Here is a 20796-nt window from a genome sequence, read left to right as displayed (position 1 = left end):
TTACTAAAATATTTTATAAATAACAGCAATCTAGACATTAATGTTTCTTTACTCATACAAGGACATTGAGAATCTCTATTGGAATAATGAGTTCTATTTACCGAATCTGTTTTAGAGATTGAACATTTCTAGTCCTGAAAATATATAAGTTCAATATTAGGATCGGAATAAAGCAGTCTTTGGTTAGTAGCCGATAGCCTCTATGGGATTTCAGTAGGACTGTGAAATTATGACAGAAACAAGACAATAGTGTCGAATAGTAATTGTAGCGTTAAATAGAGTCGACGGACAAAGTGTTCAGTAGCGGCGTCCCCGCGCTGGCCGCAAAGTCGACAAACAAGGGATCATCGTCAACGGTGACAGTCGTGTCGAAAGAAACGGCGGTGCTCGGGCCGACGGCATCCACGAGATCGAAGTCGGCTACGAGAACGGAGTCACCGACAGTGACATCGAAGACCCGCTGTCCGGGGTCGTCGTGAACGAGTTCACAGAAGCCAAGTTCCAGCCGGTAGCTTCCCTCGGGAAGATCAAGACGATATCTGTCGAGGCCGTCCACCCAGTGCTGATACAGGGGGATGGCGTCAGTGCCGTTGATGCGGTCGAGACTCGACTCAGTAGTCCCGCCGACGTGCCCCCACCCGCGGTCGTCGTACGGGCCGCCGGAAGCCCAGAGTCGATCGTCGGTCACGAAGTCACGGTGGGAGCCGACGTTGATCGAGAGCCCCTGTTCGGGGATGTCGTCCGTGGCGGCGACATCGAACGGAATGAGCTGGACTGAGGCCCGGTCGGTAACCGTCGTGCCGTCTGGCGTGTGTCCTTCGGCGACCAGCGTGTTCTCCCCGGACGAAAGCGAGATCTCCCAAGTAGCGGTGTAGCCGTCGCCGGGCGCCTGCTTGCCGACCGACCGACCGTTCACTGTCAGTTCGACCGATTCGAGATCGCTGTAGACGGTGATCGGATGTGCGACGCCGCGCTCGGCGCGGCGGTCCCAATTGCGCGTTGCGATATGGATCGTCGGGTCGTCCGACAGCCACGCCCTGTAGAGGTGATACGGCGCTTTCGGCTGCCTGTCGTAGGTCATCAGACCCTTCTGGTTGATATCCGGGATCGTATCGTCGCGGATGGGTGCCGAGAAGTCGAACGCGTTCCACTGTACCGTGCCCGCCAGTTCGGGGCGGTCGTCGAACGCGGCGATGTGCTGGCGGTGAAACTCGCTCTGGAACTCCTCGGTGAAATCCCACGCCGTCGGCTCGTGGGTGTGAAGCCGTGCGTCCGCACCGGCGCCGTACTCGCTCACCATCTCGGCCTGCTCGGGCCCGGTGTCGAACCACTCGTCGATGACATCCCCGACCGCGTCGAGTTCCTCGTAGTACCATCCGACATACATATTCCAACCGAGAACGTCGGGGATCTCGGTGAGTCCGGCTTCCGCGTAGGCCTCGTCGTAGTGACACGCCATCGCTGTCGGCCGGGAGGGATCCTCAGTTCGGAGCAGTTCGTCGAGGCCGGCGGCTTGCTCGCGGACAGTGTCGACCGCTGCTTCGTCATCGGCATCGGTGTGGATGAACAGTTCGTTCATAAACCCCCAGATGCCGATCGAAGGATGGTTGTAGTGCTGACGCACCATCTCACGGATCATGCGCCGGGAGTTTTCGACGAACGCCGTCGAGTCCGTGACCTCGTTGACGACAGGGATCTCCTCCCAGAGGATCAGACCAGCCTCGTCGGCAGCGTCGAGGAGAGCGTGAGATTGGGGGTAGTGGGCCAATCGAAGGAAGTTCGCGCCGGTCGCTGCGATCCGATCGACATCTGCAGCGTGCTGGGCGTTCGAAAGAGCATTTCCGGCACCCGCCATGTTCTGGTGGCGGCTGGTGCCGCGAAGAGCGATCGGCTCTCCGTTGAGCGTGATGCGACCGTCTTCGACCGCAAACTCCCGAATTCCGAACGTCGATCGGAGTCGATCGACGGCGTCACCCTCAACTGCTACCGTCGTGTCGAGAGAGTAGCAGTAGGGCTCGTCGGGCTGCCACAGCATCGGATCGTCGACGAGACACCCTATGTCGAAGACGTCGCTTTCACCGGCTGGAATGGCGTGTGACTCCGAAATCGTCGTGACGACGTTCCCAGCGGCGTCGAGAACACGATGAGAGAGTTCCGCGTCGACGGGGACAGAACGGTCATTGACAACGGTTGTTCGAACGCGGACGCGCGCCCGGTCTGACGACACGACTGGCGTGTCGACGAACACGCCGGCGGAGCCGTGGTCGGTCGCGTCGATGTGAACGTCGGCAGTTTCGACGCGCCAGACGGGCCGATAGAGGCCGCCGTAGAACGTGAAGTCGCCGCCGAGCGGCGGAACGTCCGCGTCGTCGGTGTTGTCGACAGTGACGGTGACGGGCGTCGGCTCGTCCGATCGAACGTGGTCGGTCGCGTCGACGGTGAAAGCGGTGTAGCCGCCTTCGTGGGTCGCTACGGATTCGCCGTCGATCTCGACAGTCGCAGTCCTGTTTGCGCCTTCGAAGTGGAGAAACAGCCGCCGATCGTCCTCACTTGGCGGCTGAATCGTAGTCCGGTACCGCTTTGTCGTCTTCTCGTAGCCGGTAGTGCCGTCGACTGCATCCGCGTCGTTCCAAGTGTGCGGAACCGTAACAGTAGCGTCGTCGTCAACGAGTGTCCACGTTCGCAGTGGCTTGACCTGTCTCGAGCTAGACCCGGGAGCGAGCGGACAGTCTTTCGGACGCCCCGGTTCTAGTCCTCGGTCGCCTCCGTCCGGTGTCTCGTTCGCAGTGTGATCGCGGTCTCGGTCGGTCACCCGGATCGCCCCTGTACAGATAACGTTTGCATACGATGAGTTGTCAACTGTTCGTATAAAAAGGTAGTGTGAAATATTTCCAACAGGAATATATAGATGGTGCTTTGGTGTAATCGGGGTGAGATGCAGGGAAGACGAGCAGGTAGGCAGTAGGTGGAACAGAGCAGTGGCATCGCCTCGTGCTTCGGCTCCCGATTGATTAGACGGTGATCACCGCGACAGCCCAAAAATGGGCAGAAACGGGACTCGGGAGCCGACAGAGCGAGGCTGGAGAACGGACAGAAACAAGGCCGGAGAACGGACAGAAACAAGGCTGGAGAACGGACAGAAGCCAGACGGAAACACCGTACGTGCTCTCCGAACGTACTATGCGGGATGGGTTCGCGCACGGTTTGTATATACTGCAGCTAACAGCTGTCAAAAGCCCGGCCTCCGGAGGAGCGCAAGCGATCAGCGAACGATTCGTCGGAGGTGTTTCGATGTTGGCCGTTGGAGTCCGCGAACAACGCAGTGCTGGTGATCGACTGTGCCGTGATTTATTACTGTGACTCCCGGTCCGAGGTTCGACAGCTGTCGATTGAAGTATAAAATAAAAATAATGTATGGTATAGAGTTATTTCTACGGGCACTGTGGGAGAGAACGAACACACCGTCGCTGCCACCGGACGTTTGGGGCCAGTTAGTGAGATCGAAGTAGCGGCACTGTCTGCTGTCAGCAACTGACCGAAGCGACTCCGTGGAGTCGGGAGGCAGTTCGTTGTCATGTCGGCGCACTACGCGCAGCGTGAGGTCGGTAGTGCATACTTAGCGTAGACACCGTATAATCCGCCGCCGCGGTAAGCTTCCGGACGTTCGCAGCGGTTCGCTGTAGCGAGTTTATAACTAAGGGTGCGAGACGCCGTTACGCTAACGAACAGCACTGATGATTAAGTACCCCTCAGCGGTGCCATCCAATATAAATGTATCCTCGAGGGGACGAACGGCTCCGACGCAACCATGTCAAAAATAAACACATACAGCCGACCGAAGCAACACGGGGACGAAACAGAAGAGGAGGCCCGCGAAGGGTCGACGTGTTCCGAGTGTAACTCGGGAACGCTCGTTCACAACTCCGATCGGCACGAGCTCGTCTGCGACGAGTGCGGTCTGGTCGTCGAAGACGAGACAATCGACTACGGCCCGGAGTGGCGGGCGTTCAACCACTCAGAGCGTCAAGAGCGCTCCCGCGTGGGTGCACCGACGACCGAGTTGATGCACGATCAGGGGCTGACGACCAAAATCGACTGGCGAGACAAGGACGCCCACGGACGGACGATCAGACCGGAACAGCGCAGCCGAATGCGACGGCTGCGCAAGTGGCAACAGCGGATCCGAACCGGCGATGCCGGTGAGCGAAACCTCAAACAGGCGCTCTCGGAAATCTCGCGGATGTCGAGCGCGCTCGGCGTGCCACACTCGGTCCGAGAGGTCGCAAGCGTCATCTACCAGAAGGCGCTCGACGCCGACCTGATCCGAGGGCGCTCGATCGAGGGCGTCGCGACGGCAGCGCTGTATGCCGCCTGTCGGCAGGAAGAGATCCCTCGCAGTCTCGACGAAGTCGCGGAGGTCTCCCGAGTCGAGCGAAAGGAGATCGGAAGGACGTACCGACACATCTCTCAGCAGTTGAATCTCGTGATGGAGCCGGTCGATCCCAAGCAGTACCTGCCGCGGTTTTGCTCCCAACTCGAGATCGACGAAGAGGTCCGACAGCTCGCAAAGGAAATTGTCGACGTGACCGTCAAAAGCGGTCTCCACTCCGGGAAATCCCCAACGGGCTGTGCGGCAGCGGCGATCTATCTGGCTGCCCAGCGCTGCGATCAGGAGCTCACCCAACGGGAGGTCGCCGACGTGGCGCAGGTCACCGTCGTCACGATCAGGAACCGATATCAAGAGCAAGTCGAGGCGATGGGCGAACAGTAACGCCGCGAGAGAACACTGCAGTTGAGATGGTTGCGATGCTCGGCTTCGGCGGCACGCTCGCGGCCCAATTTCTTCCGGGGAAGTGGTGCGGCGGCTAAACGACGACCAGAGTCACGAGGCGATGACAGAAATCGGAGCGTGGTCACGGAGGGTACACGAGAATCTCGCCAGCGCTGTTGACGACGACGAGATGCTCCTCAAATCGAAATGAAACCCGACCGATCACGGGGTTGGCGTCGTCGCGCTCGAAGATGGCGTCGAGAGCGTCGGGGTCGACGTATCCGTGTAATGGATCCAGTTCGATCGGGTCACGATCGGAGATAGACGCGACCGCCTCAATGACGGCAACGCTGGGCGGAGCGTCCTCGTCCCACTCGAATCGATGCTCGTCGGAGCTGGGCCCGCCGCGGCCGGCGTGGTAGTCTGTATCTTTCATGGGGGCAAGTGGGTTGCTGGCACCACGGCTACTCGGGAACGCATCCCTGTCATATGGTAGAATACCTCGGGCGATAAAAACATTGTGGCGAAAACGCCGAGATTACAGCAAAAACGACCGTTCAGTCCGGTGTCGTGGCGAGTTCTGCGTCCATTACTCGGTCGATCCACCGATCCGCACGTCGTCCACCGCGATAGAGCACGACCGACTGCTCGGGATCGTAGTCGATCACGTCGGCGTCGTCGAGTTTTGGAAGGTGGGAATGACGCAGCGTCAGTTCAATCTCGGTACGCGAGGGTCGGTCGTCCGTTGCGCGTGCTTCGAGGACGGCGAGCCGGTCTGCCAGTTCGGCCGTAGTCAACGTCGACGACGCCGTCGCCGCCGCGAGACAGTACAGTGCGTGTCGGCGTCGAGCGCTCGCAAGGAGCGAAAACAACTGATCGAAGCCGATAGCGGCGTCGCCGCGGTCAGCAGACGCGTCGAGCGATGTGTCACCTAGTTCGGGACCGTCGTTCTCCGACATCGCTGTCGAACTGCTCGCCTCCCGGATGTAAGTATACGTTTCCTTGTCAATCGAAACTGTCGGTAGCGATGACCTACTCGACGGTCGAGGCGGTCGATCATCGCGGTGGCCCGCCAGTAGATCACTGGCGGCGCCGTAGCGGCGATACGAGTCGGACACGACCTCTCGATGCCGAAACTCGTAGCGGCGACCTACCTATGACAGCGATCGAGTAGCGAGTCAGTTGCAGCGAGTAGGGAGACCCACTCAAGAAACTTCGGAAGCATCACCTTGGTTTAATTAACTTTAAAATGAGGGGGGTTGATTACTCAATCGTACAGAACGACGGCGACGGACACAACGGTCTGTCTACGGGGAGAAACGACAGCAAGTCACCGAGAGAACATGATGGGGATGTACGAATCGTGCGAGCACACAACGAACCAAGTGGTGGCAATGTACGAGAACGGGGTGTATGACCAGCAGTGATCTGGACGTTCCGGAGACGGAACGCACGGGCGACGGGGGCGACGGTGAACAGAACGAAGAGGCTGAAGAAGAGCAAGCGGTCGAGCCCGAGCCGCTGCCGCTCGACATCGTCTTCGAGATACTGAAAAACAAGCGCAGGCGGCTCGTACTGCGATACGTCAGGCGAGAGGAGAACGACTCCGTCGACCTCGGCGAGCTCGCGGAACATGTCGCCGCGCTCGAAAACGACAAATCGGTCGCAGCGCTGACCTCGGGGGAGCGAAAGCGGGTGTACGTCGGGCTCTATCAGTGCCACCTACCGAAGATGGACGACGCCGACATCGTCGCCTTCGATCGCAACCGCGGAACGATCGAGTTGGGCGAGAACGCCGACCAACTCGACGAGTACCTCGACAACCAGAGCAACGATGAGACCGTCTGGCCGCGGTACTACCTGAGCATCACGCTCATCGGTGCCGGGCTCTTTCTGATCGGACAGGCCGGGCTGTTCCCCGCTGCGTGGATCCAGACGGCGATCGTGTTGGGCATGATCGCAGCGCTGTCGGGCTGTGCTGTGGCGCACTCAATGGCGAGCTAGGCATGTGACGAGCTAGTGGGCGTGGCGAGCTAGGGGAGGCTTGCTGTTCTGGTCAGTGAGCCGCGTCACAGACCGTTCACAGGTCCTAAAACCAACCTATCCGTGCTAGGGATGTTCTGCCGTAATGGCACCTGATCAATAACAAAGGGCGCCCCAACGGACAGGGTCAGTATCCGGTTCCCGGCACCGCCGGGGCGTACCGCGCGAGAAATCCATGTCCGAAACGCACTCACGAGACGACCGAACGCACCACACACGCAACAACCAGCCTGCCCGCAACAGCCAGCCTATCCGCAACAGCCGGCAGCCTGTCCGCAACAACCGGCTTGGCCACACCCAGTCCATCCGGCCCGCACGCGTCCGCGAGACTGACGGCTGCGACCACGGCGGCAGACAGGGCGGCGACCACGGCGGCAGACAGACAGACGCCGGCACGGAGGTTCGATAACCGATGTGTGGCATCACCGCACGAGTCGGTCGCGGCGACGCCGTCGACGAACTGCTGACCGGCCTCGAAAACCTAGAGTATCGTGGCTACGACTCCGCTGGCGTTGCAGTTCGCAACGGTCACGGCCTCTCGGTCCACAAGCGCGAGGGGAAAATCGACCGCCTGAAAGATCGCATCGAGCGGTCTCCACCCTCGGGATCAATGGGGATCGGGCACACGCGCTGGAGCACCCACGGGCCGCCGACGGACGAAAACGCCCACCCACACACCGACTGCACGGAGGAAATCGCCGTCGTCCACAACGGCATTATCGAGAATCACGAAGCGCTCAAAGCCGATCTCCGCGAGCGCGGCCATCGGTTCGAGAGCGACACCGACACCGAAGTGATTCCTCATCTGCTCGAAGAGCACGTCGACCGCGGGCTGGCGCTCGACATCGCGTTCCGACGGATGGCCACGCAGCTACAGGGAAGCTACGCCATCGCCGCGATGACTGCCGACGGCGACGCCGTCTACGCCACGCGGCAGGGCTCGCCGCTGGTGTTGGGGATCGACGAGGATTGCCACTACCTCGCAAGCGATGTCCCCGCGTTCTTGGAGTTCACCGACCGCGTCGTCTACCTCGAAGACGGCGATGTCGTGTCGATCACCGAGGACGGGTACGAGATCGTCGACGCTGACGGGCGGCCGCTGGACCGCGAAGTCCGGACGGTCGACTGGGTCGCCGAAGATGCCGAGAAGGGCCGGTACGACCATTACATGCGCAAGGAGATCAGCGAGCAACCCACCGCGCTGGCCCAGACGGTCGAGGGGCGGATCGACGACACGGACGACAGCGGCAGGCAAATCGACAGCGGGAACGACAGCGATGGAAACGTTGCGGACGGTTCAGGCGACATCAACGCGGGGTCGAACGGGGCGAACAGCGAGAAGAACAACCCGGAGGGTGTCAGCCTCGAAGCGTGTCCGCCGGGCACGTTTACCGACGTTTCTGCGATCCAGTTCGTCGCATGCGGAACGAGCTACCACGCGGCGCTGTACGGCCAACAGTTGCTCGCCCGGCGCGGCGTCGCCGCCCAGACGTTTCGGGCCGGCGAGTACGCCATGGCGCCCGCACCCGTCGATGACGACACGCTGGTCATCGGCGTCACCCAGAGCGGCGAGACCGCAGATACCTTAGAGTCGCTGCGCCGAGCTGCCGAACGGGGCGCTCGCACGCTGGCGCTGACCAACGTCGTCGGGTCGACGGCTGCCAGAGAGTGCGACGACGCGATGTTCATCCGCGCCGGGCCGGAGATCGGCGTCGCCGCGACGAAGACGTTCTCCTCGCAAGTCGCAACGCTTGCGCTGCTGGCCGAACGGATCGCCGGCGACGTGGCAGATGCCGGCGGTGAGGACGACCAGTTGCTCGCGGAGCTGTCGACGCTTCCCGATGCGGTCCAACGTGTGCTCGACGAGACCCGCGCGATGGAGGTCGTCGACCGCTATCGCGGGATGGACTCGTATTTCTTCATCGGCCGCGGCGTCGCTCACCCGGTCGCCTGCGAAGGCGCGCTGAAGTTCAAGGAGATCACCTACGAGCACGCGGAGGGGTTCGCCGCCGGACAGCTCAAACACGGGCCGCTCGCGCTTGTGACGCCGAACACACCGGTGTTCGCCGTATTCACCGGTCGGCACACCGAAAAGACGCTAAGCAACGTCCGCGAGGTGCAAGCTCGCGGGGCGCCGGTGATCGCGGTCGTCAGCGAGACCAACCACGAGGTGATCGACACCGCCGACGCCACGCTGACGATTCCCGACGCTCACCCCGACATCGCTGCCGTTCTAGCGAACGTCCAACTGCAACTCGTCGCGTACCACGTCGCCGATCATCTGGATCGCCCGATCGACAAGCCCCGAAATCTGGCCAAAAGTGTCACGGTCGAGTAAGATGTCGACGATTGATCCAGAGCAGGTACACGTCAGTTGGCACCGCGACGGCGGCGACCGACAGGTGATGATCGGCCTCGACGGCGAAGACGTCAAGGTTGCAATGACGTTCCCGGTCGAACTCTCTCGGCGGGAGTTAGAGACGATTCTGGACGAACGGGACCGCGAGATCGACCACTACTTCGAGGCGCTGGCACGGGTGCGCCAGCAGCGAACTGCCACGAGCGAAAGTGCACAGCAAAACGAGCGACTGACAGAATAGCGCGTAGTCGGCCTTCGCGTAGTCGGCTTTCGGGCGTCGGTTGTATTGTGACACAGTTTTCGGGCGGCGGTTATGTTGTGGCACAGTTAGCCTGTCGAGGCGAGCCTGTCGAGACGAGCCTGTCGAGACACACCACGTTTCCGATGTGAAGAGTGGGAGGTGGCAATATGGGGGAGGAGGGGGAGGGGGAGGGGGGTCCAGAGTGTAAATCGCTCAGAGAGACCCCCCTCCCCCTCGGTCCACACGAACCGGAGGTGGAGGTAGTACGAAAGCCGCTGGAGCCACAAAATACGCAAAAGGCGGCCGTACGTACGCGTTCTGTAGAACCAACACTTCTGGTGCGGTCACGTCTACGCTATTCACGTTATTATATATTTTACTATTTCTAGTAGTAGTAGTGTAGTAGAACAATACCATAAAACGCCATAGCATATCCTATAACAGCTAAAAACAACATCTTAGCGATAGACTCTCAGATGCGAACACGCCAATAAATTCATTGCTTTAAGTTATACCGAATCGCCGTCCGCCCCCCTCCCCCTCTGTCTGAACAAATTTACACTCTGGCCACCCCTCCCCCCGTGTGAGAAAGTAGATCGACAGACAGCAAGCGGATCCGGAATTACACTCTGCCACGTCCCCCTTCACTCTGTTCACTATGGCAGGGGGTTTTATATGTGGTCGGGATCTGTCTCATGTATGGAATCGTTTGAGGCCCCAACGACAATCGTCGACGATATTGATGTCCTCAAACCCGACCCTCAGACGTACCGTCCGACCGAACTTCCGGAGCGAGAAGACGAACTCAGCGAGCTTCATATGGCGTTGCGTCCCGTGACGATGGGTGGCACTCCTCACAACTGCCTCATCTACGGACCGACTGGTCAGGGAAAGACCGTCGGTGTCGAGCTCAAAACCCGACAGCTCGAGGTCTGGGCAACCGAGAACGAAGTTGATCTGACCACCGTCCACGTTCGCTGTAAAGGATGTGATAGCTCGTATCACGTCCTCCGTCAGTTGGTCAAAGACATTCGAGAAGTCCGTCGCGGCCCCGGAGAAGACAAACCGACCGGCTACCAGCGGAAGACACTCGTCGAAAAAGTCCTCGAAGAACTCGAGAAGATCGGTGGGACGATCATTCTGGTCCTCGACGAGATCGACGCGATCGGCGACGACGATTACGTCCTTTATGAACTCTCGCGCGTCGACATTGATAATGTGCGGCTCGGGCTGGTCGGGATCACGAACGATCTGCAGTTCCGATCCAATCTCGATGCCGACGTTCGATCCTCTCTCGGCCAGCGTGAGATCCATTTCTCGCCGTACACCGCCGGCGATCTCAAAAATATTCTCGCGCGGCGAACGGTCGAAGCGCTCCACGACACCTACTTCGACGGCGACAAAGAACTGTATCGAAACCTCAACAGCGACGTGCTCACAAACGACACGATTCCCTTGACGGCCGCTCTGTCTGCGCAGGACACCGGCGACGCCAGACAGGCAATTCGTCTCCTCCGATACGCCTGTGATATTGCTCTGGAAGAAGACGCCGAACAGATCGGCGAAGACCACGTTCGTGCGGCAAAAAGCCGTATCGAAACGCAGGCGACCAAACAGGGTATTCTCTCCGAGACCGTCCAACGAAAAGCAGCACTAACCGCTGTCACAGAGGCCGTCGCAGAGGAGCAGGCGCCTGCCGGCACCACTGATCTCTACCGGCGGTACTGCCGTATCTGCGAGCAGATCGGTCTCGAGAAAAACTCCCAGAACACGTTTCGAGAGAAACTGAACGATCTCACCCATTCGAATCTTCTCGTGAAGAATCGCCACGGTCGCGGACGCGGCAAAGGGATGACAAACACGTACGATCTGAGCATCGGCCTCGATCTCGCCGTGGAGGGCCTAGAGGAAGACGAGACGTGGTCCTACGACGAGATTACGGAGGAAATCCGAGAGAAAATCGAATAATACACTCTGGGAACCCCCGTTCACTCTGGCCGGGGGTGTCGGTGTCGTTTGAGAACTATCGTCAGGCACCACAACACGCGTCGACCGACGTATCCCAACTGGCTATTCCGTCAGCGTTGCCAGTCCATTCTCTAGCGAGACGGTTGCCTCGAATCCGAGCCCGTCGCGCGCTCGAGTCACGTCAGCACAACTGTGGCGCACGTCGGCGGCCCGCGGTTCGGTGTGGACGATCTCCGAATTCGATCCGACGGCCGAGCGGACCGTCTCTGCGAGTTCGCGGACCGACGTGCTCCGGCCGGTGCCCACGTTGAACGCCCGCCCGGTCTCGTCGACCGTAGCTGCCGCGAGATTCGCCCGCACCACATCTGACACGTGGACGAAGTCGCGGGTCTGCTCGCCGTCGCCGTGGACTGTGATCGGCTCTCCGGCACGGGCTTGGTCGAGAAACGCCTTCACGACGCCGCTGTAGTCGCCGCCGGCCTGCCGCGGGCCGTACACGTTGAAGTACCGTAGCGGAACAACGTCAACATCGTAGCAGTCGTCGTAGATTCGAGCGTAGTGGTCGATCGCGAGCTTGTCCGCGGCGTATGGCGAGGTCGGCGTCTTAGCATCGGTCTCGGCGACCGGCACCGAGTCGGGCTCGCCGTAGATCGCACAACTGGACGCCAGCACGACCCGGGCACCCTCCTCCCGTGCGAGGTCGAGCAGCTTGACCGTCGCCGCGACGTTGGTCTCGTGGCTCTCGACGGGCGCAGTCACCGATCGGTCGACGCTGACCAGCCCGGCTTGGTGAAAGACGATGTCGGCGTCCGACACCGCCCAGCCCAGCGCGTCGGCGTCACGCACGTCGCCTTCGATCAGTTCGACGCCCGCCGGAACGCGCTCCGGACGCCCCGACGAAAGGTCATCGAGGACGCGAACTTCGTTCTCGTCGACGAGGGCGTCCACCAGATGGCTACCGACGAATCCCGCGCCTCCGGTCACCAGTACTGTCCGTCCCGACAGCTCCGGGAAGCCGTCGGCGCCGCGGCGCCGCGCGTCGTGTCGCTGGGCCATGCTCGTCCGTCACCACCGGCACGCCGGGCTTTGTTATGGGCTGACTGGGCGTCGCTTCCACGGGTTACTCGGCCACGAAGGATGTTCCTACTCACGCCGCTCCTACCCGGCACCGCCTCCGCTGGCGTTCGGCCCGCCGGCACCGCTGGCATTCAGATTGCCGGTGCCACCGGCGTCCGGATCGACGTAGTACAGCCGGAACTGGTCGTTCGCCTGAACGCGGTCGATCTCGCGTTCTTCGTCGAGCCGGTCGAACCCGGCTTCGTTGTACCGGAACCCATCGTACAGGACGAGTTCGCGCTCGATGTCGGCCTCAGTCACCGGAACGTACGTCTCACCGTCGAAGGCGCGTTCGAGCGTTCCGTTCCGGAAGTTGCCCTGTGGGACGACGTTGCGCCGCCACGGGAACTGCTCGGCGGCCTGCGTCGTCGTTCCGTAGTAGAGATCGACGAACCGTCGGGGCCCCGACCGAATGCCGGCGAAGGCCGTCGACTCGTTTCGGTGTTCGAGCGCGGCGGAGTACCCGTCGACCTCTGCCTCAGTCACCTGCGGGTTCGGCTGGTAGATGTACGGCGAGGAGTACAGCGCGATCATCTGGAGCGCCAGAAACGCGACCAGCACTCCCGCCACGACGATCGACAGCAGCCGCCGCGACCGGTACGCACGCAGTCGGTCGAGGCCGATGGCCAGCGCGGCGGCGCCGATGATCGTCACGAGGGCCATCAAAAATCCGTGATATCGGAAATACTGCGTCTTGGCGTTGGCCAGCAGGAACACGACGAAGAAGCCGGCGGCCGGCACGCCCGTCAGCACGAGATACTGGACGTACGCCGTTCCGTCTTCGTCGATCCGGGCGACGCTCCCGGCCAGCACTGCGACGACGAGCACCGCCGCCAGCACCACGTACAGCAGGCTGACGCCGAACAGCTTGACGAACATCTCTTCGAGGCTCCCGCCCAGCATCGTCAGCGACGCGGCGCGACTCGTCACGGCGCCACCGGGCGTCGTCGTCGACACGAGCCCCGTTGCGATGTCGGTGACGGCGACGTACACCCGATCGTACCGCGCCGACCAGAGCAAGAAGACCAGCGCGAACACCCCCGTCTGGGCGTACAACTGTCTGTGCTCTGCGACCGCATGCTCACGATCGAATCGGCGGTAGAGATACTGGAGCATCGATATCAGCACGAACGCGCCGAGCAGATTCACCGCCTGTTGGGGATGCAGTATCACGATCGCGGTCGTCGAGAGCGCGAGACAGGCTCCGACAGCCGTGGCGTCGCCCCAAAGTCGACGGTGCTCACCGCGATCAGTGACGTATCCGGCGAGAAGATACAGCACCACCGGAGCGAACATGATCGCCTGCGTCGTGGGGTACGCCACGGCATGCGTTCCGAGGTTGTTGATCGCCAGCAACAACAGCCCCGAGACGATACCGACGACCGGTGCCGGATTGACATCTGTGATCGCGCCGACACACAGGGGAACGAACACGAGAAAGACGACGAAGAACACGAACACGGTCACCAGCACCGCAAAGCGAAGCTCGATCGCGGCGGCTTTCGAGAGCATGGCTGAAATCGTGTGTATCCCCGGGTATCGCATCCCGATGGGATGTAACCCGCCCGTCTCGAACATCCGAGCCCAACCAAGGTGGCTCAGCGAGTCGCCCTTGCCGTAGAAGTAGTACCCACGGATGATCGGCAGCCCGACGACCGAGAGCACGCTTGCTCCTGTCAGCAACGTCGCGGCGTGACCGAGTCGCTTGGTTCCGGGCCCCCAGACGGCGACGCTGAGACCGAGCAGCGTCGCAGTGCCGACGCCGATCCAGAACGGGAGCGGCGTCGCCCGGTAGATTGACAGCTCGTACCCCTCCGTCGGTGCTCCGTGGGCTGCGATCACGGCGAGTGTCAGCGCGACGAAGCCGATCAGCAAAGCGATCCTCGTCCGGCGCGTCTCGCGGTACTCGTCGACGGTCGTATTAGCGGTCATGTTCTCTCATTCGTACTCCGGTTTCCGGGCGATCGCCGTCGGCTTGCGGCCGATGCGTCCGACGCTCACGTCTCGGCGATGTCCCGATACACCGCGGCGAGCCGTTCGCCCATTCGATCGATGCTCAACTCGCTGATTACCTCGCGGCCGTTCGATTCGACGCCGGCGTCGAGAACCGACACCAGATAGTCGACCAGTTCGGTCTCGTCTCGCCCGACGAAGGAGTGACGCACGCCGGCGAGTCGCTGTGCGACATCGCCCACGTCGGTCGAGACGACGGGAAGATTGCACGCCATCGCCTCCTTGACCGAGTTGGGCGACCCCTCGCGGTCAGACGTGAGCAGCAATGCGTCGGCGGCGTTCATGTACGTCGGCATCCGGTCGTGCGGGACGCCCGAGACGAACTGCAGTTCGACAGGCGAATCGAGGCGCTCGCGGGCCACGTGAACGATCTGCTCTGCAAGCGCCGGGTTCTTGACCGCCTTCGAACGGGGGTACGGAAAGAGCACTTGCTGTGCATCCTGCTTCCAGCCCAGCTCTGCCTGTGCGTCTCGCTGGGACGCCGGTGCGAACTTATCCAGATCGACCCCGTGAGGGATGACGTGACAGTCCTGTCCCAGCGCATCGGCCATCTGGTCGCTCATGACGATCACGGCGTCGCTGTACCGAGCACACAGCTTACTGACCGGGCCGTAGGTCCCCAGCAGGTCAGAGCCCCACAGCGACAGCACGACCGGAAGATTCGGCTGGAACACCGCTGCCGGTCCGGTCAGCCCGTAGTTCGCGTGGATGAGGTCGTACTCGCCGAACGAGCGTTGCAACGCCATCGGGTAGAACCGGACGTAGTCGAGCAGTGACCGGCCCTCGACGGTGCTCGTCCCGTGCTCGCGATCGCTGGGAACCGCCAGCGTCGTGCATTCGACGCCCTCTCGTTCGAGAGCTGCCACCTGCTGTTTATAAAACCGGGCGCGGTCGTTCGTCACGAGATTCAGCACTGACAACTCGCTGTCGGCGTCGTCAATCGACTGTCCCCGCCGGGATCGGTGGGCGTCGGCGACGGACGACTGATCGTCGCTCATCTGGAGACCATCCGATAGGCGCGCTTGGCCACGTCCATGCCCGTTCCCTGCGATTCGGCGACGTAGTACGGCACCAGATCGGCGCCGAACTTGCTCTTGTACCGGCAGAGCCGTTCGGTGTTGGCACCCATGAGATCGTAACTCGTCACCGATGCCATCGGCGGGTCTTCGATCACGTCTTCGATTACGCGCCAGTGAAGCAGGCTGTTGATGCTGACGTTCTCGTGGGTCGCCCGAGTGCCGCCCTGCCAGAAGAACGCCGCGTCGTCGGAGTACAGCACCGTGATCCCGCTGAGAAACCTGCCGTCGGATGTGCGCGCGACGTACACACGCGAGCGCTCGTCGACGGCGTCGACCAGATCGCGGACGTACTCCCACGACAGCGGGAACGTCTTGTCTTGCTCTTGATACCGGACTTTCGTATCCTCGTAGACAGACCGGGCGCCGTCGAGTCCTTCTCTGGTGATTTCGATATCCAGCTCCTCTCCGTCCCGAATCTCCCGCCGGAGGCTCTTGCTGAACGAGGTCAGCACGTCGTCGGTCGACTCGTTTGCCAGATCGAGCACGTACGTGAACTTCGTCGCCACGCCCAGCTCCGACCAGCTAAACGGGCGCGGGTCGTCGTAGTCCGGGCTGCAGATCGACCGGAACAGCGTTAGCGAGTCATCCACGCCGACATCCTCCAGCACGGCCTCGATGAACGCGGTGTTTACTTTCTCGCGCTTGCGCTGCTTTGGACTGGTCGGCATCACCATCGGCCCCATCCGCGGGACGCCAAAGCCCGGCGGCGGCGACAACACGGCCGAGCCGATCGACCGGTCCTGCACGAGCAGCGGGAACAGCCCGACCGGCTGTTGCCCCTTGAAGCCGCCGTACAGCCGCAGGTCGCCCGTCGCGTGCTCGTCGAGCACCGACAGCGCTTCCGGCGTGTGAAACACTTCGACTCCCGAATTCGGGAGCGCGTCGCCCCATTCTGATAGATCTAGGCGCTCGACTCTCATTCGGTGGTTCTGTCTGTGGTCTCCCGAGGGCAGCCTTTGTTATCTCCTTCTTACCGACTGTGTGACTGCTTTCGGGCAACTCTGGAATGCTATCTCTTCACATGGTTTTGTCTGAGGGTCGGATGGCAGTGTCTCTGTGCGAACGAGTCACAGATACACATCGATAAAGGGGTGTCCCAAATTATCCAGCAAGACCCAACCGAGATTGGTCACGCCGGCTCGTCACGGAACCGTTCGATCTCGGCGTCGACGCCGTCGAAGTCGTCGTCGGCACCCGCCAGCAGCGTCCCGTCGACCGCCTCGGCCGTCGCAAGCGCGTAGGCGTCGCCCAGCGCCATGCTGTAGGCCTCTTTGAGCACTGCTGCCGTCTCCCAGCAGTCGGTCGGATCGCGGACCTCGACCCCCAATTCTTCGAGGCGGTTCAGACTGGCCCGAACGTCGTCGGGCGCGAAGCCGATCCGCGAGCCGACGTAGAGAATCTCGGTCTTCGTCACGGGGCTGATGTAGCCGTCGATCTCCCCGCCTGCGACCCGGTCGATCCACTCCTCGACGGCGTCGCTGCCGGGCTCGTCGTCGAGGTATGCGAGGATGGGCTCGGCGTCGAAGACGATCGCCTCACTCATCCGTCTGCTCGCTCCCGGACAGGCGATCGACCAGTTCGTCACTCTTGCTGGCGTCCGCCTCCCGCGTCTCGTCGAGGGCCTCTGTCGCGGCGCGGTCCCCCTCGCTCGACCGATCGAGTCCGCGGAACTCCCGCATCGACCCGATCGGCCGGACGACGATCTCGCCCTCTTCCGTCTCGACGAACTTCACGCGGCCCGGCGCCGGGATGCCGTGTTTCTTCCGGAGCGACTTCGGGATCGTCGCCTGCCCTTTCTCAGTGACGGCGACGATCTTCTCGCCGTCCGTGGTATTACTCATATTGAGTAATACTTAGAACTAGTATTACTTAGTTCCTCCGCCGACTCGTCGTCTCGTTCGGTGTCACGAAGATGACCCTCTCGATCAGCCCGTCGGCGATGATCTCTCCTGATCAGCACGGCACTGTGCCGTCCCGGTCAGTGCTGCGAGGTCGTCTTGTAATCGCTGGTCGCGGCCTCTCCACTCGCTTCGGGTGGGTGATCGAGTCGATCGTACAGCTCCGCCGGGGGGCCGACCCATGCGCCCGCCTCCAGCGCGTACTCGACGATTCGTCGGTACAGCTCCCGGTAGCCGGGGAAATCAGTCTCGCTGAAATATCGTGGATGCCAGAGAATCGTCGTGATCGCCTCACGTTCGCGAGCCTCATCGAGCACTGCCCGGCACTCCCGCCACGCGCGTTCGAGGTGCTCGGTCGGACTCGGCAGCGCGACCTCCATGATCGTCAGCGGGAAGACGACGAACTCGTCGCCGAAGGGTCGGTGGATCGAATCGCCGTACTGGAACCCGTAGGTGCTCGACGAGCCGAGGCTGGCGTCGTACTTGAGCCCCAGATCGGCGTGGTGACGCCACGTCTCGGGTACGTCGAGGTTGAGGTAGTGTTGGCGACCACCGATCACCTCGCCGCCGAGGATCGACTCGATTCGCTGTTTTTCGCCGGCCAGCCGCTCGGGATCGTCGTAGGACTCGTAGGACCCGTGAAGTCCGACCTCCCACCCGCCGTCGTCGAGTTCGCGGATCAGATCGACGATGTTGGGATCCGACAGGTCGTACCGGCCGACGTAGCGCTTCCAGTTCCCCGGATCTAGCCAGTCGCGCACGGGCCGATCGCGGAACAGGTTCTGCTCGTCGAGGAAGTAGAAAGCCGACCGAACGTCCAGCGAATCTTCGAGCGCCAGCAGCTCCTCGAACTGCCAGTAGGGATTTTTGCCTCGCAGCGCCGCTGTCAGATGCGAGACATCTCGCTCAGTGACCGCGTAATATCCCGACTGGTAGGTCTTGTACGGCCGGTCCACGTCGTGGGTCAGACACAGCGCGAACGAGTGGCCGTCTAGCATCCGTCGTCTCGCGGCACGCTCCCGCCGTCTCCGAGTCGTTCCGGGACAGCCGTCTCAGACTCATCAGCACGCCGTTCCTCGTACTCACCGGCATTTTCGGCGCCGCGGCCGACGCCGATCGTGTACTGGCGGTGTGGCGTCTCCGAGAGGTCGAGGGCCTGCTGGCCGTCGACGACGACCAGCGAGCGCTCGAACGCCGCCCAGTCGATCGCCTCGAACTCCTCGTGTGCGGTGACCAGTACCGCGGCGTCGGCGTCCTGCTCGTGGATGGCGCCGATCGGGATCTGCCGGCCGGCGAACCCGTCGGCGTCGTCGAGCATCGGATCGACCGTCACCACCTCGGCGCCCAACTCTTCGAGGCGCTCGGTGATCGGAATCGCCGGGCTCGCGCGGGTCTCCTCGACGCCGGCTCGGTAGGTCAGCCCGAGGACGAGCACCGTCGCGTCGGCGACGTTCTTCCCGGCGGTCGCCAGCTCTTCGGCGAGCTTTCGCACGGTGAACGCGGGCATCTCGTCGTTGACTTCGCGGGCCGTCGAGAGCAGCCGGTTCCAGGAATCCAGCCCGTTGATCAGGAAATAGGGGTAGTAGGGGATGCAGTGGCCCCCGACGCCCGGTCCGGGATCGTGGATGTCACAGAACGGCTGGGTGTTTGCGACCTCGATCGCCTCCGTGACATCGACCGCTAGCTCGTCGGCCATCCGGGCGAGTTCGTTGGCCAGCGCGATGTTGACGTCCCGATACACGCCCTCGAACACCTTGACGGCCTCGGCCGTCGTCGCGTCCGAGACCGGGATCGTCCCCGCCTCGTTGATCGCGTCGTACACGAGCTGGGCGGCCCGCCTGCTCTCGGCGTCGACGCCGCCGACCACCTTCGGGTACGCGCCGCGGATGTCTTCTATCGCCCGCCCGCTGGCGGTTCGCTCCGGACAGAACGCCAGTCCGAACTCGTTGGCGTCGAGCCCGCTCTTCTCCCGAAGGCGCGGGCCGACCACGTCCGAGCACGTCCGGGGTGGGACCGTCGACTCCACGACGACGAGGTCGCCCGGCGCTAGCCCGACGGCGATGTCGTCGACCACCTCGCGGAGAATCGACAGATCCGGCGCGTCGTCCTCGCTGAGCAGCGTCGGCACGATAACCACGTGGACTCTCGCCTCGCCGGCGGCTTCGGCGGGGTCGCTGACTGCTCGGAGTGCGCCTGACTCGACGGTCTCGGCTACGATGTCGGCCAGTCCCGGCTCGCGCTTGACGTGACACTCGCCCGCGTTGACCGTCTCGACGACGTTCTCGTCGATGTCGGCGCCGATCACGTTGCCGCAGGTCTCGGCGTAGACGGTCGCCAGCGGCAGGCCCATCTTGCCGAGCCCGTAGACCGCGACCGGGATCTCTCCCGAGCGGAAGGCTCGTCGCTGTTCGTCAGTCGATGCGTCGGCGTCGTACAGTGCGGTCGTCGATCGGCTCATTTAGATCGTGTTCTGTCCGTCGAGCGGTTCGGGGAGCGGTTCGTGGCTGGCCGGCGCGCCGACTGCGAGCGTCTCCGGCGGGACGTCTTCGGTCACGACGGCGCCCGCGGCGACGAACGATCCTTCGCCGACCGTGACGCCGGGCAGCAACACCGCGTTGGCGCCGATCGAGACGTGATCCTCCAGCGTCGGGCCGACGAGGTCGACATCCCGTCGGATCGGATAGGGATCGTTCGTACAGACGGCGTGAGGGCCGAGAAACACCTGATCGCCGATCTCGGTGTACGGCGGGACGTACACGCCGGTCTGGAGGCTCACCTCGGAGCCGATCGTCGTCGTCCCGTCGACCACCGTGTTCGTGCCGACGACCACGTCGTCGCCGATGACGGTGTCCTCTCGAATCAGCGCGTTGTGCCCGGTCTGGAACCGGTCGCCGATCATCACGTCGGAGTAGATGATCGTCCCCGACCGGATCGTCGCGCCGGCGCCGATCTCCGGTACGTCGTCGTCGCCGGGAGTGCCAACCGTGGCGTCGCCCTGCACGTCGACGCCGGGTCCGAGTTCCGCGTCGGTCATCGCCGCCCTCCCGTCGGTCGGCGCTTCGTTCCCGTCCGTCGCCGCTTCGATGCTGTGCTGTCGCGCCCGCTGTGCGTGTAGACCATGCAGTTCCTCAACGCCCGCAGACAGGCGTTGTCCGGCAGTTACGTCGTGTTCTCTTTGTTATAGCGCACTTGCGACAGGTAAGGTGGCTGTACGGTCGACGCCGTCGTACACTGTGGCCTCCGGGGGCCAGCAGCCGTCGATTCTCGTAGCACCCGGCTACCCCACCGCAGCGACAGATAGGTCTCCG

Annotated in this window: 17 protein-coding genes; 5 read left to right on the top strand and 12 right to left on the bottom strand. The window is 62.3% G+C overall.

Going from position 1 to position 20796, the window contains the following annotated elements:
• Positions 1 to 271: 271 nt before the first annotated feature.
• Entirely contained in the window at positions 272 to 2812 is a 2541-nt protein-coding gene (locus CRO01_RS13785) for a glycoside hydrolase family 2 TIM barrel-domain containing protein (protein WP_097009745.1), read from the bottom strand.
• 996 nt (positions 2813 to 3808) lie between these two features.
• On the opposite strand from CRO01_RS13785, the gene CRO01_RS13780 reads away from it, so the two are divergent.
• A complete protein-coding gene (locus tag CRO01_RS13780) occupies positions 3809 to 4771 on the top strand; it encodes a transcription initiation factor IIB (RefSeq protein ID WP_097009744.1) in 963 nt (320 codons plus the stop codon).
• A 142-nt stretch (positions 4772 to 4913) separates the two neighbouring features.
• Here CRO01_RS13780 and CRO01_RS13775 read toward each other — a convergent pair whose 3' ends face one another.
• On the bottom strand, positions 4914 to 5207 hold the full coding sequence (locus CRO01_RS13775) for a HalOD1 output domain-containing protein (protein WP_097009743.1): 294 nt from the start codon (positions 5205 to 5207) through the stop codon (positions 4914 to 4916).
• 121 nt (positions 5208 to 5328) lie between these two features.
• Positions 5329 to 5730, bottom strand: a complete 402-nt coding sequence (locus tag CRO01_RS13770; protein WP_097009742.1) for a DUF7344 domain-containing protein — start codon at positions 5728 to 5730, stop codon at positions 5329 to 5331.
• Between the two features lie 454 nt (positions 5731 to 6184).
• Between CRO01_RS13770 and CRO01_RS13765 the strand changes: the two genes are divergently transcribed.
• The 4 genes from CRO01_RS13765 (at position 6185) to CRO01_RS13750 (ending at position 11382) form a co-directional block, all read left to right on the top strand.
• Entirely contained in the window at positions 6185 to 6775 is a 591-nt protein-coding gene (locus CRO01_RS13765; protein WP_097009741.1) for a DUF7344 domain-containing protein, read from the top strand.
• 451 nt (positions 6776 to 7226) lie between these two features.
• A complete protein-coding gene (locus CRO01_RS13760) occupies positions 7227 to 9152 on the top strand; it encodes a glutamine--fructose-6-phosphate aminotransferase (protein WP_097009740.1) in 1926 nt (641 codons plus the stop codon).
• A 1-nt stretch (position 9153) separates the two neighbouring features.
• On the top strand, positions 9154 to 9414 hold the full coding sequence (locus CRO01_RS13755) for a hypothetical protein (protein ID WP_097009739.1): 261 nt from the start codon (positions 9154 to 9156) through the stop codon (positions 9412 to 9414).
• Positions 9415 to 10113: 699 nt separating this feature from the next.
• Positions 10114 to 11382 carry a Cdc6/Cdc18 family protein gene (locus tag CRO01_RS13750; RefSeq protein ID WP_097009738.1) on the top strand — a complete coding sequence of 423 codons (1269 nt, stop codon included), beginning with the start codon at positions 10114 to 10116 and terminating at the stop codon, positions 11380 to 11382.
• A 102-nt stretch (positions 11383 to 11484) separates the two neighbouring features.
• Here CRO01_RS13750 and CRO01_RS13745 read toward each other — a convergent pair whose 3' ends face one another.
• The 9 genes from CRO01_RS13745 to CRO01_RS13705 form a co-directional block, all read right to left on the bottom strand.
• Complete coding sequence (locus tag CRO01_RS13745) at positions 11485 to 12438, bottom strand: NAD-dependent epimerase/dehydratase family protein (RefSeq protein ID WP_097009737.1); 954 nt, start codon at positions 12436 to 12438, stop codon at positions 11485 to 11487.
• Positions 12439 to 12540: 102 nt separating this feature from the next.
• The gene (locus tag CRO01_RS13740) at positions 12541 to 14430 is read right to left on the bottom strand and encodes a hypothetical protein (protein WP_097009736.1); all 1890 of its coding nucleotides are present in this window, start codon (positions 14428 to 14430) and stop codon (positions 12541 to 12543) included.
• A gap of 65 nt (positions 14431 to 14495) precedes the next feature.
• Positions 14496 to 15509, bottom strand: a complete 1014-nt coding sequence (locus CRO01_RS13735; RefSeq protein ID WP_179747494.1) for a glycosyltransferase — start codon at positions 15507 to 15509, stop codon at positions 14496 to 14498.
• A complete protein-coding gene (locus tag CRO01_RS13730) occupies positions 15506 to 16510 on the bottom strand; it encodes a GNAT family N-acetyltransferase (protein ID WP_097009735.1) in 1005 nt (334 codons plus the stop codon). The genes CRO01_RS13735 and CRO01_RS13730 overlap by 4 nt, the downstream gene beginning before the upstream one ends.
• Before the next feature lie 209 nt (positions 16511 to 16719).
• A complete protein-coding gene (locus CRO01_RS13725; RefSeq protein ID WP_097009734.1) occupies positions 16720 to 17133 on the bottom strand; it encodes a type II toxin-antitoxin system VapC family toxin in 414 nt (137 codons plus the stop codon).
• Positions 17126 to 17431, bottom strand: coding sequence for an AbrB/MazE/SpoVT family DNA-binding domain-containing protein (locus CRO01_RS13720; protein ID WP_097009733.1), 306 nt, complete (start codon positions 17429 to 17431; stop codon positions 17126 to 17128). The genes CRO01_RS13725 and CRO01_RS13720 overlap by 8 nt, the downstream gene beginning before the upstream one ends.
• 137 nt (positions 17432 to 17568) lie before the next feature.
• Positions 17569 to 18486 carry a polysaccharide deacetylase family protein gene (locus CRO01_RS13715; RefSeq protein WP_097009732.1) on the bottom strand — a complete coding sequence of 306 codons (918 nt, stop codon included), beginning with the start codon at positions 18484 to 18486 and terminating at the stop codon, positions 17569 to 17571.
• Positions 18480 to 19946 (bottom strand): nucleotide sugar dehydrogenase, encoded by a 1467-nt coding sequence (locus CRO01_RS13710; RefSeq protein ID WP_097009731.1) that lies wholly within the window; start codon positions 19944 to 19946, stop codon positions 18480 to 18482. The genes CRO01_RS13715 and CRO01_RS13710 overlap by 7 nt, the downstream gene beginning before the upstream one ends.
• Positions 19947 to 20522, bottom strand: coding sequence for an acyltransferase (locus CRO01_RS13705; RefSeq protein ID WP_097009730.1), 576 nt, complete (start codon positions 20520 to 20522; stop codon positions 19947 to 19949).
• Between the last annotated feature and the right edge of the window lie 274 nt (positions 20523 to 20796).

This window comes from Natronoarchaeum philippinense, assembly GCF_900215575.1.
Taxonomy (GTDB): Archaea; Halobacteriota; Halobacteria; order Halobacteriales; family Natronoarchaeaceae; genus Natronoarchaeum; species Natronoarchaeum philippinense.
This window is presented reverse-complemented; position numbering and strand designations above follow the sequence as displayed.